Source organism: Clostridioides sp. ES-S-0190-01, assembly GCF_020658275.1.
Classification (GTDB): domain Bacteria; phylum Bacillota; class Clostridia; order Peptostreptococcales; family Peptostreptococcaceae; genus Clostridioides.
Genome location: NZ_JACVWA010000044.1, coordinates 150,691 through 165,652, shown reverse-complemented (window position 1 = coordinate 165,652; position 14,962 = coordinate 150,691). Strand labels below are relative to the sequence as shown.

General features: G+C 25.5%; 12 protein-coding genes. 9 read left to right on the top strand and 3 right to left on the bottom strand.

The genetic code is table 11. The features are described from left to right. Positions 1–93: 93 nt before the first annotated feature. Positions 94–2,106 (bottom strand): sigma 54-interacting transcriptional regulator, encoded by a 2,013-nt coding sequence (locus IC214_RS17985; protein ID WP_227863097.1) that lies wholly within the window; start codon positions 2,104–2,106, stop codon positions 94–96. A gap of 612 nt (positions 2,107–2,718) precedes the next feature. Between IC214_RS17985 and IC214_RS17980 the strand changes: the two genes are divergently transcribed. After that, positions 2,719–3,369 (top strand): Crp/Fnr family transcriptional regulator, encoded by a 651-nt coding sequence (locus IC214_RS17980; RefSeq protein WP_227434583.1) that lies wholly within the window; start codon positions 2,719–2,721, stop codon positions 3,367–3,369. Positions 3,370–3,518: 149 nt separating this feature from the next. On the opposite strand, the gene IC214_RS17975 is transcribed toward IC214_RS17980, so the two are convergent. After that, on the bottom strand, positions 3,519–4,895 hold the full coding sequence (locus tag IC214_RS17975; RefSeq protein ID WP_227834959.1) for an MATE family efflux transporter: 1,377 nt from the start codon (positions 4,893–4,895) through the stop codon (positions 3,519–3,521). 15 nt (positions 4,896–4,910) lie between these two features. Then, entirely contained in the window at positions 4,911–6,824 is a 1,914-nt protein-coding gene (locus tag IC214_RS17970) for an ABC-F family ATP-binding cassette domain-containing protein (RefSeq protein WP_227483540.1), read from the bottom strand. Between the two features lie 135 nt (positions 6,825–6,959). Here IC214_RS17970 and IC214_RS17965 point away from each other — a divergent pair, with 135 nt between their 5' ends. The 8 genes from IC214_RS17965 (at position 6,960) to IC214_RS17930 (ending at position 14,957) form a co-directional block, all read left to right on the top strand. Then, positions 6,960–7,592 (top strand): redox-sensing transcriptional repressor Rex, encoded by a 633-nt coding sequence (locus tag IC214_RS17965; protein ID WP_227434586.1) that lies wholly within the window; start codon positions 6,960–6,962, stop codon positions 7,590–7,592. 147 nt (positions 7,593–7,739) lie between these two features. Next, on the top strand, positions 7,740–8,270 hold the full coding sequence (locus tag IC214_RS17960) for an FmdE family protein (RefSeq protein WP_413926674.1): 531 nt from the start codon (positions 7,740–7,742) through the stop codon (positions 8,268–8,270). A gap of 223 nt (positions 8,271–8,493) precedes the next feature. Further along, positions 8,494–8,643 carry a hypothetical protein gene (locus tag IC214_RS17955; protein WP_227434588.1) on the top strand — a complete coding sequence of 50 codons (150 nt, stop codon included), beginning with the start codon at positions 8,494–8,496 and terminating at the stop codon, positions 8,641–8,643. 70 nt (positions 8,644–8,713) lie between these two features. Further along, on the top strand, positions 8,714–8,851 hold the full coding sequence (locus IC214_RS21255; RefSeq protein WP_227824870.1) for a LytTR family transcriptional regulator DNA-binding domain-containing protein: 138 nt from the start codon (positions 8,714–8,716) through the stop codon (positions 8,849–8,851). 927 nt (positions 8,852–9,778) lie between these two features. Beyond that, positions 9,779–11,023, top strand: a complete 1,245-nt coding sequence (locus IC214_RS17945) for a radical SAM/SPASM domain-containing protein (RefSeq protein ID WP_227824869.1) — start codon at positions 9,779–9,781, stop codon at positions 11,021–11,023. After that, the gene (locus tag IC214_RS17940) at positions 11,013–12,032 is read left to right on the top strand and encodes a radical SAM/SPASM domain-containing protein (protein ID WP_227824868.1); all 1,020 of its coding nucleotides are present in this window, start codon (positions 11,013–11,015) and stop codon (positions 12,030–12,032) included. The genes IC214_RS17945 and IC214_RS17940 overlap by 11 nt, the downstream gene beginning before the upstream one ends. A 79-nt stretch (positions 12,033–12,111) precedes the next feature. Beyond that, positions 12,112–12,276 (top strand): hypothetical protein, encoded by a 165-nt coding sequence (locus tag IC214_RS17935; protein WP_153885192.1) that lies wholly within the window; start codon positions 12,112–12,114, stop codon positions 12,274–12,276. A gap of 107 nt (positions 12,277–12,383) precedes the next feature. Further along, positions 12,384–14,957, top strand: a complete 2,574-nt coding sequence (locus IC214_RS17930) for an ABC transporter permease (protein ID WP_227834957.1) — start codon at positions 12,384–12,386, stop codon at positions 14,955–14,957. The last annotated feature ends 5 nt before the right edge of the window (positions 14,958–14,962 follow it).

Here is a 14,962-nt window from a genome sequence, read left to right as displayed (position 1 = left end):
TAGACTATAATTTTGATGTATTTAGCAAACAAAAAAATCTACTAAGGAGACAAACTATTCCCTAATAGATTCTTTATTTAATAGTTGATAAACTTATAGAGTTTCATACTTTAATTTACTATAAAAGATTTCTCCTTTTTGAGTTATTTTACTTCCATATCTTCCCGAATTACAAATTATAAATTCTTCTTTTTTTAGATATTCAAATATTTTTTTTATTTTACCTTCAGTAATTTGAATATTTTTATCTAGTAATCTTTGCAAAATTAGTCCTCTACCAATACCAACATCTGATTCTTTATTTAAAATCAACAATTCTATTATATTTAAAATATCATTTTTATTATACTTTAGTTTTAATGGGGAATTCTTATTATCTAAAGTCCTTAAGTTTGGAGGTAAGTCCTTTTCAAGTACAATATCATCACACATAATATTTAAGTAAGAGGTTACATTTTGGAGTTCTCTTATATTACCTTTCCATTTATAGTTTTGTATAAGTTCTTTTGCCTCTGGTGTAATCAATAACTTTTTATTAATTAAATCTTCCATAATAATTAAGATATCTTCTTTTCTCTCCCTTAAAGGAGGTATATTTATTGGAATTGTATTTAATCTATAATATAAATCCTCTCTAAATCTACTATTATCAATCATTTGTTCTAGGTTTTTATTAGTAGCCGATATGATTCTAACATCTATGTTAATTATATTATGAGAACCAACAGGCATTATTTGTTTTTCTTGGAGAACTCTAAGTAGCTTTGTTTGTAGTTCTAAGGGCATGTCGCCAATTTCATCTAAGAATATAGTTCCATTATTTGCTAATTCAAATAATCCCTGTTTTCCTTCTTTTAGACCCCCAGTAAAAGTACCTTTATCATATCCAAATAACTGACTTTCTAGTAAGTTTTCAGGAACAGCTGCGCAATTTACTGCTATAAATGGCTGATTTTTTCTAGTTGAATTATTGTGTATAGATTGGGCTATGAGTTCTTTACCAGTTCCACTTTCACCTCTAATAAGTATACTTAAATCAGATTTAGAAACTTTTTTAGCTAAATCTATGCATTCAAGCATCTTTGGGCTATTTGTTTTTATATCTTTGAATGTATATTTCGCTATTTGCCCTTTTTCTCTTAATTTTTTAGTTAAATTTTGTTCCAGCTTTTTTATGTATGTTATTTCTTGTAAACTGTAATATGTACCCATTTTTTCATCTTTATTGTATATGTTTTTTTTATTTACATTTATATACTTTTTATCAAATATAATAACCTTGTCCAATATCTCTTTTTCACTTAATAAAACCTTTAAACTATCTATAAACACTTCTTGAATATATTTACCATAGATATCCTCTTTTATGTTTAAGATGTCTTTTACTTTACTATTATATGTATTTATTACACCATCTTTTGAAGTAAATAATATTCCATCTTTTGATAAGTTCAATATTGTATCTAATTCTTCTATCTTTAAAAACAGTTCTTTATATTTATCTTTTATACCTGTGTCTAAACTTATTATTTCTTCTGAGTATTTAACCAGATTAGATTGTATTTCTTTTGAGTCGATTTGTAATAAGTTTATTATTTCTATAAAGGTAGAAATATCTATATATCTATGACCTAAATCAAAAATATCTGAGATAGAACTAGGGACTTTTTCTGGAACTCCTGGAGTTATAGCTATCTTTATATCTTTATAATTATTTTCGTTCATATATGGAACTGGTCTAATATTAGTTACTCCAATCTTATAAAATAAGCTTATAGTCTCTAAAGTAGTTTCATCAGAATCATTTACAATTAAAGCATTTGTACCTTGTGGTAAGGATAATAAATCATATACTTTATCTTCCTTAAAAGTTCTTCTTATTACAATAACTTTTTTCTTGTCTAATATATTATTTATAATTTTGTCTAATCTTTCTACAGACATTACCAATATTACATCATCATTTATAATATCATCATTATTTATTTCATCTATAAAGTATCTGTTAATTTTTATGTAATCTCCAAAAACTAACTTTAAGTTATTTTCCAAAAAATCTATTAAATCTTTTCTGCTATCATTTACCAAAGCTACTGATTTTTTCATTGATTTCTCCTTATTTATATAATAAATAGTTTTTAATAATATTTACAGGAAGGTTATTTCCATAATCAATATATCTTATTGTATCTAAAATTGTACAAAACTTATATAATATTAATACTTAAACTATTAAACATTATTAATACTATAAAATAATTTAATTTTAATATCTTTTTTATATAACATCAATAACTTTATATATAACATTTTAAATTTAATAGCGTTTTATACAAAAAAGAAGGTGCCTAGATATGATTTTTTGAGAATCATACATAGAAACCTTCTTCCTTATAATTAAATCTTGTCACCAAATCCCCCTAATTGTTGCTTAAAATTCAAAATGTATGTATATTTTTCATTTCTATTCGATTAAATTATAATATACATCTAAAAAATTTATTTTAACAAATTCTATTGATAATACAATTTCATAAATATAGAATTATATTAAAATAAATAATATATGAAAATATATATGTATAAGTTTATTCTGCTTGAGTAGAATAGATTTGTCAAGATTAATTTAATTGTTATATTATCTTTTGTTAAAAATTAATCTAAATTAAAATATATGAATAGAATATTTTATACAATATATCATAAAAGGAGAATTTAATGAAAGCAGAAGAGACGAGCATATACCCAATTATTAAAAATAATTTAAATCAAGTATCCATTGTTGAATATAAAAAAGGGCAAAGATTTGTAGCATCAGATGAAGATTTGCAAGAAGTCTTTTTTATAATAGAGGGAGTTGCATTAGTAGAATGTTCCACTAGAGGAGGAAATAAATTTCTTGTTGATATTGTACCAGAAAATGAATTTATAGGTAAAATTAGTTATATATATGAACATAACTTGAAATGTGATATATTTGCAAAAACTAATATAAGATTATTTAGATTTAAAAAAGATGTATTTGATGAGTTATATCTTAAAAGAGATTTTATTGAATTATTTCACAGTAAATGTACAAGAAGAATATATGAGTTGTACAAAACTAGAATGGTAAGAGAATTATTTTCTTGTACGGAAGTTATTGCTTATTGTATCCTAAAAAAACAAGAGCATAGTATATGTAAAGCAAAGCATATTCGTAATTTTAGTGAAATTTATTCAATCAGTAGAAAAAGTAGATACCACTCCCTATTGAATTTAATTGAAAAGGGTATAATTAAAAAAATAGATAGCACATATGAAGTTTTGAATTATGATAAATTACATAGATTAGCCTTTGAAGTAAAGGAATTTTTAGAAGATAAATAGTTATTAATATTATTATTATTTAATTAAAATATAATATAATAATTTATATAAAAAATAAAAAATAGCTTCACTGAAAACTAGAAATAATTTAGCTGTTTTCAGTGATACTATTTTAAAGTATTATATACTACTAAAATACACTATTGTTATTAATCAATTTCCTTAACTATGTTAATAGCCCATTTTTTAGATAATGCTCTAGGTACCCCAAATATAAATTTTACAACTTCTTCACTGTAAGTGAGTAGAACAAGGATAAATATAGGTGCACCTTTGAATGCAGCTATAAAAGTTAAAGGAAGTGAAGCTAACCACATACATCCTAATTCTAAAAATAGAGCATATTTAGTATCTCCACCACTTCTCAAAATACCAATTATAATTAATGTATTAAATGATTTTAGAGCCATTAGTATACCCATTATAAAAAATATTTTAGTTATATCAGAAGACAAGCTATCAGAAACACTGAACATCTTTAATAATAATGGGATATTTAAAATTAAAATAACTCCAAGTATTAAACCAGCTAAAAACACTAGTATAGAAAATTTCTTAGCATATTCAATGGCTCTTTTGATATGGTCAGCACCAAGTTCATTACCAAGCATAATAGATGCACCAGATGCAATACATACAGCAGTCATTATAAAGAAGTTACCTGTACTAGTTGCTATTTGACTTGCTGCTATAGCAGATGTACCTGCTCTTGAATAAGCAACAGAATATAGGACAGTTCCAACTGCCCATGCAGAGTCATTTACAAATATAGGGAAACTCTTTGATGAAAAAGATTTGATAAAAATCCTATCGATAGCCTTTAGATTTTTCAACCCAAATTTTAATATATAGTCTTTTTTATAAAAATACACATAAGTAAGCATTAAAATTAATTCGCATATTCTTGCAATTACAGTTGCTAAAGCAGCTCCTTTTACGCCTAATGCAGGAAGCCCTAAATTACCAAATATAAATCCATAATTTAAAATAACATTTGTTACAAGAGCAAATGCACTGCAAATCATACCCAACTTAGGATTCCTAACACCTCTAGAACCAGTACTAAACACTGTACTTATAGCTATCAATGGATAACTAAATACTGCGATACTAAAATAGTCTATACAAAGTCTTACAACCTCTGAATCATAAGAAAATATGTGTATTATTGGTTTTGGTGTTAGTAGAGCAGGGATAACAAATACAAAGCTTAAAGCAAGTGCTAATATACAGGTAAGACCTGTAACCTTTCTTATATTACTAATATCTTTTTTTCCATAAAACTGTGAAATAAAAACTCCAGCCCCGCCTGTAATACCAGACAGAGACATATTAAAAAGAAAGAAAAATTGGTTTGCAACTCCAACTGAAGCTACAGATACTTCACCTAAACTACTTATCATAACTGTATCTATTACATTTACAGATGTAGAAATTAAGTTTTGTATGATAATAGGTATACATAAAGATAGAAGTATCTTGTAAAACCTTTTATTTTCATCCTTTAAAGAAAACAATGCTTGCAAATAATCCTCTCCTTTTTACATAAACTCTTCCCACTCATCATATAGAGAGGAAAGTTCATTTTCTAAACTGATTTTTTCTTGACTGACTTCTTTAGCTTTCTCAGGATTAGAGTATACTTCTTCTTGACACAATAGCACATCTAATTCTTCAATTTTAAGTTCTAGTTTTTCAATTTCTTTTTCTATACTTTGCCTTTTTATTCTATTTTTCTTTTCTGATTCTCTTTGCTCTCTTTCTTTTCTTTTTTCATCTTTTATTTGAGTCCTTGTTTTTTCTTCTTTCTCTTCAACAATACTCATTTCTTGAACTTGTCTTTTCTTATCAATATAATAATCATAGTTACCTAAATATTCAGTAACTCCATCTTCATCTAAAACAAGAATCTTATCTACAACAGTATTTAGAAAATATCTATCATGTGATATTGTAAATATAGTACCATCATAATTAGTTAATGCTTCCTCAAGAACCTCTTTAGAATCAATATCTAGATGGTTAGTAGGCTCATCTAACAATAAGAAATTTGCATTTGATAATATAAGTTTAAGTATAGCCACTCTAGCTCTTTCTCCACCACTTAATGTAGAAATTTTCTTGAAAACTTCTTCATCAACAAATAAAAATGCTCCTAACATATTTCTTAAAGTGGTTTGAGTAAGATGATTATTGTTTTCCCAAATTTCATCAATTATAGTGTTATCCAAATTAAGAGTTTTTTGTTCCTGATGGAAGTAAGAAACATGGACATTAGTTCCAAATTTAATATTACCATTAATAGGTTGTAGCTCATTAGTTATTATTTTAAATAATGTAGACTTACCAATGCCATTTGCACCTATGAGAGCAACTTTCTCTCCTCTATATATGTCTAAGTTTAAATCTTTAAAAAGTATTCTTTTTCCATATCCCATAGAGACGTCTCTAATTTGAAGGACATCATTCCCACTTTGAACAGATGGAGTAAATTGTATACGAGCTTTTTTTCTATAAGCTTCTGGCTTATCTAAAACATCCACTTTATCCAATGCTTTTTCTTTGCTTCTTGCACGTTTTAGGTGCTTTTCCCGACCATACGCCTTTAGTCTTTCAATAGATTCTTCTTGTTTTTTTATTTCTTTTTGTTGGTCTTCGAATTTTTTTAGTTCTAGTTCTTTTTCTATTTTAGACAGTTCAACAAATTTAGAATAGTTACCATTATATACTCTAAGTCTTTTATTGTGAATTTCAAAAATTCTATTTACAGCTTGGTCTAAGAAATATCTATCATGAGATATTAGCATAACAGTACCTTTGTATTGTTTTAAAAATACTTCTAACCATTCTATTGCTTCAGAATCTAAGTGGTTAGTAGGCTCGTCAAGTAATAATAAAGTTGGTTTTTTAAGAAGTAATTTTCCTAAAAGAACCCTAGTTTTTTCACCACCAGAAAGTATACTTATTGGTTTATCCATATCATTGTCACTAAATCCTAATCCTTTTAAAACTCCCTTAGCTTCAGACTTATATCCATATCCATTTAAATCTGAAAATAATTCCAACTTATGTGAATATTCATCCATGATTTTTTCTAAAATTGGAGAGTTTGTTTTTGTGCTTTCCTCAGATATTTTAACTTCCAATTCTCTTAAATAGGACTCCATATCTATCAAATCTTTAAAAACTTCCAACACTTCTTCTAAAATGGTATTATCCGAATAAAAATTGGTATTTTGTTCTAAATATCCGATTTCACAATCTTTAGAAGTGTAAATATCTCCACTATCATAGCCATAAATTCCTGATATTATTTTAAATAAAGTAGTTTTTCCAGTACCATTAATGCCAATTATACCAATTTTATCGCCTTCATTTACTGTAAAACTAATATTTTCCAATATAGAATCTATACCAAAACTTTTATTTAAGTTGTTACATGACAAAACAATCATAAATTTCTACCTCCTTGAACTATCTAAAATTATAATGTTTTGATATAATATAATCAAGGTTATATGTATTAGTTTTGAAAAAGAAATATTTTATTGTGAATCAAACAAAAAAGAGGACACTTTTAGGAGGTGAAAATGTTGGGAAATAAAAATATATCAATGGCAGTTATAAGAAGGCTCCCAAAATATCATAGATATCTTGGAGACTTATTAGATAGGGATATACAAAGAATATCTTCTAAAGAATTGAGTGATATAATAGGTTTTACTGCTTCTCAAATAAGACAAGATTTGAACAACTTTGGTGGATTTGGACAACAAGGGTATGGTTATAATGTAGAGGCCCTTCATACTGAGATAGGTAAAATACTTGGATTAGACCGACCATATAATGCAGTTCTTGTAGGAGCAGGTAACTTAGGACAAGCTATAGCCAATTATGCAGGATTTAGAAAAGCTGGGTTCGAGATAAAAGCTTTATTTGATGCAAATCCTAGAATGATAGGTTTAAAGATAAGAGAATTTGAAGTGTTAGATTCAGACACTTTAGAAGAGTTTATAAAAAACAATGATATAGATATTGCTGTATTATGTATACCTAAAAATGGAGCACAAGAAGTTATTAATAGAGTTGTAAAAGCTGGAATAAAAGGTGTATGGAATTTTGCACCATTAGATTTAGAAGTTCCGAAAGGTGTTATAGTTGAAAATGTAAACCTAACAGAAAGCTTATTTACTTTATCATATTTGATGAAAGAAGGAAAGTAGACAACTTAAACATATTAATAATAAGTAACTATGAAGAGTATTGAGAAAGTCAGAAGATTTAATATTAAATCATCTGGCTTTTTAAAATATTAGGATAAAAGTTTAAATAATGTATGCAAATAAATAATATTAGGGAGCGTGAGTTTTGTGGAGGAATTATGGAAAAAAGCAATTGAATTTCATGGTCATGAATGTCCAGGTTTAGCTATAGGATTTAAAGCGGCACTTGCAGCAAGAGAATATTTAGGATGTAAACAATCAGGAGATGAGGAAATTGTATGTATTTCTGAAAATGATGCATGTGGAATAGATGGTATACAAGTTGTATTAAGTTGTACAATGGGTAAAGGGAATTTGCTGCTTAGAATGACAGGGAAATCAGTATACCATTTTTTTAATAGGGAAAATGGAAAGTCTATAAGAATATATGTAAAGTCAAAACCATTTGATATGGATAGAGAAGGGTATAAAAAATACTTATTGGAAAGTGAATTTGAAGATATATTTGAAATTACAGACACAAAATTAAGACTTCCAGAAAAGGCAAGAATATTTAAGTCTCTTAAATGTGAAGTGTGTGGAGAGTTTGCACCTGAGCAATATATAAGAATTCAAAATACAAAAAAAGTATGTCTTGATTGTTTTAGTAAATATGAAAGGTTTTATGAAGAAGATTAATAAAAAAATTTAAAATTATGTATAAAAGATAAGATGCTATATTTTTAACATTAAGCAAAAAATTTAAATGGATACTTAAATTTTTAACGTTATTAGATAGCATTTTTGTTTTGAAAAATATTTATGATATAGAATAACTTAAATTTAAAAAAGTATATATAATTTGTGCATAATTATTATTAAGATTAGTTTATAGATTGAAATAAGGGGAGAGAAACTTTTTATGTATAAAATAGTTATATGTGATGATGAACTAGAGACTTATCTTTTAAATTGTCTTAAAAAGATAAGAGAGAATTTGCAAAAATTTATAGTAGTTACAAATAATGGAGAAATAAATAAAATTTTTATTAATGATATAACACATACATAGAAATTGATAGAAAAAATTTAACAATACATACTAGATATAAGGACTACAAGATTAGGAAAAGTATTGGAAAATGGAGCTAGAATTAGAAACTCATAATTTTTTTAGATGTCATAAAAGCTTTTTAGTCAATCTAAAGCAGATTGAGTATTTAAAAAAAGGTGTGATTTCAATTTATAGTGATAATATACCTGTAAGTAAGCATAATTAAAGAAATTAAAAGATAAGTTATCTTATGTATTGGAGGAGACGCTATGTTAGAGAATGACTTATTCTGACAATACAATAGATATTTTGACAATAGTAATAGAATGTTTGGTATTTAAATTTTTATTAGATGAAATTTTTTACATTAGAAAAACAAAATGTTTGTACTAATTTCCTTTTTAATACTTATGTCTTTGTGCGCTATTTTTAATTATGTGAACATGTCAAATGTTATAAGTACTTCTATAAATATAAAATTATTTATGAGAATTATTGTTAGTTTAATATTTCTAATATAAGTGACAATGCAATAGAAGCATGTAAAAAAATAGATGATGATAGTATACAAAAAGAAATAAAAAAAAGAGTTTGCACATGGAATAGGTATAAACAGTGTAGAAAAATCTGTTAAAAAATATGTAGAAAAATACCTGTTGGGGCTTTAAATTGACCTGTTAGGGCATAGATATTGAAATAGTTAATAATAGATGTTATCTTTTAAGCATAAAAATAATTTAATTGAGAAGAAAAAATATTAAATTATGTGCTGAAAAGATAACATCTATTTTGCTTTATAATAACTCAATAAACGATGAGAATTGTAAAATTTGCACTTATGTATTGGTTGTATCTTTATTTTTTATTATTGTAGGTATAAATATAAAGCGAATTTATAAATATTCTTTTTATATATCATCAGCAATAATGTGGATTTTTATAATGTTAATCTTAGGCATTTAAAGTAATGTGGAGAATTTTAAAGTATGAAAAAATTATCAAATATGATATATAAGAAATATTGGTAAATTAGCAGTGGCAAAATTATATTTCTATCAGCAAATTCAACTTGTGCTTAGACATTATATCAATCAAAAGTACCAACAAACATTTATAAGTTTAAAAAATTTTAAATTATTGAAAGGGTGATATTATGACATATGAATTTAGTCAGTATAGTAAAAAAATTATATATAACAATAAAGTTGTATTAGGGAATACAAAAACTGGTCAATGGATAAGGATATCACAAGAAGTTTTCAATATATTGGATTCATCTATAGAGAATAAAATCTCATTAGAAGAATTAAAATTAAATCTGTATGATGATGAGGACAAGAATTATATTGAAAATCTATATAAAAAGCTAATTTTTATGGGAATACTTGATGATGGAAAAAATAAACCAGAGTTCACTAATAAAATAGCTTCAGTTGAGATGACACATAAATGTAATTTAAATTGTATCCATTGTGGAATAGATGCAGATAGTATGAAAAATAGTACAAAGGAAGACTTAACAACTTCTGAATTGAAAGATATATTAGACAAATTAATTTTATGGAATCCAGAAAGAATAATGTTAAGTGGTGGGGAGCCTATGATTAGAAATGATTTCATAGAACTATTAAAATATTTAAAAGATCATTACAAAGGAAAAATAATAATATCAACTAATGGGACTCTTATAAATAATGAAAATGTAGAAATATTAGCTGAATGTGCATCTCAAATTGATATAAGTTTAGATGGATATGATGAAAAAACATGTTCAATTATAAGAGGAAAAGGTATTTTTAACAAGGTTATTGAAAGTGTAAAACTTCTACAAAACAATGGATTTCATCAAATAAGTTTATCTATAGTAACAGGTGATAAAAATGAATACATAGAAGAGAAGTTCAGAGAATTAAGCGATAAACTAAAAACAAAAGCTATTATAAGAAGATTTATGAGTATTGGAAGAGGTAAAGATAGTAAGGAAATATTTTTGACAACTAATGATTCAGAATTTAAGATTCCAGACAAATTTTTAAAGAGAGAAAGCAGAAGACCTATTAAATTTTTCAGTTGCGCTGCAGCTAAAAGAGAAGTTTTCATAACATACAATGGAGATATATATCCTTGTCCATCTTTTATGAAGTCAGAATATAGACTAGGTAATTTAAATGAAATCAAAAATTTAGAAGATACAACTAATAAATATGATAATAGCAAATTGTATAACATTAGTCAATCAAACTGTATTAATTGTGAAGTTAGTTTATTTTGCTGGTCTTGTATGTCTGAATTTAAAAGAATAATTAAGAATGAAAGAGTTTTTGAAAAAAGGTGTAAAAAAATCAGACCAATATTATTTGAAGAAATTTGGGGAGAGAAGGTTTGTTGTGATAGTTAAATTTTGGGTAACTAATGACTGTAATTTGAAGTGTAATTATTGCTATGAGGGCCAGGATAAAGCTAAAAAATACATGTCTAAAAATGTTATTGATAAGGCTATAAATTATACGTTGAACTACATTAAAAAATTAAATACAAATGAATTAATAGTTTCAATACATGGAGGAGAACCATTTTTAGCATTTGAAATAATTGAATATATAGTAAATTGTTTTAGAAGACAAGTGGATGAAAACCGTATAAATATTTCATTTGCAACTACTACAAATGGAACAATTATGAATAGAAAAATAAAAGAGTTTATTATAAAAGATATTAAAAATATAACTTTCAGCATTGATGGAGCTAGGGAAACACATGATATGAACAGACAGTTTAAAAATGGGAATGGAACTCATCATATAGTATTAAGAAATGCAAATGAAATACTTAAATATATTCCTAATATGAGAATAAGAACTACATTTGATAGTAAAAGTGTTAGAACTTTATATGAAGATGTTAAATTTCTGATTGAAGGTGGCTTTAAATGTATAGTGCCAGCTCCAAATTTATTTGATAAAAATTGGGATGAGGAATCATTATATATATTACAAGCTCAAGTTAAAAAATTGAAAGAATATTTAGAACACAAAGAAAATGTAGTGGTCAGTATACTTGATAAAGATTTACACTTTAAAAAAAGCTGTTGTGTTGGAGGAAGGTCAGGCTTTGATATAGATCCTGATGGAAACTTATATCCTTGTATTTTATCAGTTGGTATTAATGAATTTTGTATAGGGAATTTGAAGGATGGGATGGACGAAAATAAACTAGAAAAAATATTGAGCTATTCTAAAAAGATAAATCCAGAGTGTAATGGATGCGATTTATACCAGTACTGTGATGGAGCTAGATGTAAGATAATTAATAAAATAATTACAGGAGATTATCTTTTACCACCTCCTATGCAATGTGCTATGGAGAAAATGAGATATAAATTTAATATAAAAAATATCTTTATATAGATAAATTTGATAGCTATGATTTTGAAATACACATAGTATTTTAAGATAAATTATAAATTTATAAAAGGGGGAAATGTATATGTTAAAGGTAGAAAAAATACAGGACAAACAAGAGGTAGAAGTTTTATCTCAAAGTAGAGATTGCTCAACACAAGCAGATCCAGATGGTAATTATTATGCACCTTGTTGGGATGACTGTACAGCTGACGATAAACCAGCATATTTTGGAAGTCAATATTGGTAAAATTAAATTTTAAATGACAAAAGTAATCATCTTTATATAAGATGATTACTTTTATCAAATGCAAAATGATATTAATTATATGAGACATAAGGAGGACATGATGCTGAATGAATAAAGATTGTTTTAATTTAAGTAAAAAATATATAAAAATGTATAGAAAAAGATCTATATCAATAGTACTAAGCATGATACTTTCTATAGCTCTCATTGTTGGTATCGGAAGTTTATTAGAGACAACAAGATATGCAGAAATACAAAATATGAGGTATACTCAAGGAATTTATCATGTAATATTTAGTGATTTGAATAAAAAACAGATTAAAAGGATTGAAGATAAAGCTAATATAGCTAACATGGGTTTGAAAGTATACAATGCTTCAACATCAAAAGAAGAAAAGCAATTAGTTGAGCTCACTTTAGTAAACGAAGATTATATAAAAAGCGACTCCGAAATAATAAAAGGAAGATTTCCAAATAAAAAAAATGAAATGATTGCTGAAAGTTGGGTATTGAAAAATTTAAGTATTAAACCTGACATTAATCAAGAAATTGAGTTGAAAGTTAAAGATGATAAAAAAGGATTTAAAAAAGAAAAATTCAAGATAGTTGGTATTATTAAAGATAGAGAGAGTCATAAGGCAATTGCTAATATGGAACTAATGTTACCACTTGATTTGTATAATATGGATAAAATAAATACATATATAGCATTTAAAAATAATATTGATATAAACAATGAAATAAATAAAATAGCAAAAGAAAATTCCATCCCTAAGGAAAATATCAGACCTCATAATGATTTAATAGGTTTAGAAACATCAGAAAATAAAGAAATTTATAATAAGTTTAAAATAGTTTTAGTAGTAAGTTTAATATGTGGAATTGTTATATATGGAATATTCAATATATCTATATATAACAGAATGGGAGAATATGGTGTATTAAGAGCAATAGGAACTAATAGAAATGGCATGTTTAAAGTTATATTACAAGAACTAAGAATTTTATATTTTATTTCGATACCTATAGGTATAATAACAGGATATTTAGGAGCTAAAATTTTTTATAAATTAGGTGAAAATATAAATACAAAATTTATATTAAATGGTGAAATCATAAAAATAGGTTTGATTTTTCCAGCAGACATAATAATTTTATCAATCTTATCAATTGGAGTTATTATAATATTAATAGCTTTTTTAACTTGTAGGAATATTATGAACAATACTATTATAAGTTTGATAAAAAGAAGCAATGATAATGTATTTGAAAGAAATTTTGTTAGTTTTAGTTTCTTTAATAGGTTTGTAGAATTTTCTAAGGCAATTTCTCTTAAAAATATATTTAGAAATAAAAAAACTTTTTTTATGATAATCCTTTCTATGTGTATTTGTGGAACTATGTTTGTTCTATTGAACTATAATGGGTATCTAAAAGAGAAGAGATATCCAGTTTATTTTTCTAATTTACATATGAATTCTGATTTTATGATGAATATATACAATGATAATAAGAGTAGTGGAATAAATGAAAGTATTTTAGAAGAGATAGAAAAAATTGAAGGTGTAAAAAATATAGAGTCATCTCAAGTTACATATTCAAAGTTAATAATGAATAATATAAAAATTTTGAATAAAGATTATTTTAATGATTTAAATTATTATAATAAAGATACTCCTAAAAAAGAGTATTTGATGAATGATAAATTAATAAAAGAGACTATTTTAAAGAACAACTTTAGAGGATATAATGATAATGCTCTTAATAGATTGAAAGATTATATTATAGAAGGAAATATAGATATAAATAAAATTAAAGAAAATAATTTGGCTATTGTATATATCCCTCAAATAAATGGAAAAAATCCTGTTCCACAAGTAAATGGAAAAAGTGTTGTAGATATAAAACCTGGTGACGAAATTAGTATAAAATTTAGGAAAGATAATATTATAGATGATAAGTATTATAAATTAACTGATTACGATTCAGAATATGTATATAAACAATTTAAAGTTGGAGCTATAGTATCATATGATTATATGCATGAAGCGTATAATACAACTAGTAATAGCGTGGATGTTATTGTCGACCAGGAAACATTTAAAGCTAGCACAGGTATAAATGATTATTATTCTGTTAATATCAACTTAGATAGAGGCGCAGATGATAAAAATATAGAAGATAAAATATCAAAAATCATATCAAAATCAAATGCTAAAAGAATAATATTGACAAATATAGTGAAGCAGAAACAAGATGTTGAGATATTAAATAAAAAAATCAAAATTTATAATACAGGAATAGTATTTATAATTTTTATAATTACTATTATAAATGTGATAAATAATATAGGATATAGCATAATCTCAAGAATCAATGAATTTGGAATATTAATAGCAATAGGAGCAAATCAAAAGATTTTAAATAAAATGATAGTATATGAAGGTATATCTTATGGAGTATTGTCAAGTTTAGTTACCGTTATATTATCATGTATTTTGCAGAAAAGAATATATCTCAATAGTGGAGTATCAAGTTTAGGAATAGAATTTAGCCTACTATATTGGGATTATATATTAATTACAGCAGTAAATATAATTATAGGAGCTGTAACTGCTCATTTGCAATTCAAGCAAATTAAAAGCAAACGTGTGGTTGAATGTATAAATGGAGTAGAATAAAGTTA

What these genes read in the sequence shown, in the direction of transcription:
- IC214_RS17985 (WP_227863097.1), bottom strand. Translation starts at nt 2,106, where the DNA reads ATGAAAAAATCAGTAGCTTTGGTAAATGATAGCAGAAAAGATTTAATA.
- IC214_RS17980 (WP_227434583.1), top strand. Translation starts at nt 2,719, where the DNA reads ATGAAAGCAGAAGAGACGAGCATATACCCAATTATTAAAAATAATTTA.
- IC214_RS17970 (WP_227483540.1), bottom strand. Translation starts at nt 6,824, where the DNA reads ATGATTGTTTTGTCATGTAACAACTTAAATAAAAGTTTTGGTATAGAT.
- IC214_RS17965 (WP_227434586.1), top strand. Translation starts at nt 6,960, where the DNA reads ATGTTGGGAAATAAAAATATATCAATGGCAGTTATAAGAAGGCTCCCA.
- IC214_RS17955 (WP_227434588.1), top strand. Translation starts at nt 8,494, where the DNA reads ATGTATAAAATAGTTATATGTGATGATGAACTAGAGACTTATCTTTTA.
- IC214_RS21255 (WP_227824870.1), top strand. Translation starts at nt 8,714, where the DNA reads ATGGAGCTAGAATTAGAAACTCATAATTTTTTTAGATGTCATAAAAGC.
- IC214_RS17945 (WP_227824869.1), top strand. Translation starts at nt 9,779, where the DNA reads ATGACATATGAATTTAGTCAGTATAGTAAAAAAATTATATATAACAAT.
- IC214_RS17935 (WP_153885192.1), top strand. Translation starts at nt 12,112, where the DNA reads ATGTTAAAGGTAGAAAAAATACAGGACAAACAAGAGGTAGAAGTTTTA.
- IC214_RS17930 (WP_227834957.1), top strand. Translation starts at nt 12,384, where the DNA reads ATGAATAAAGATTGTTTTAATTTAAGTAAAAAATATATAAAAATGTAT.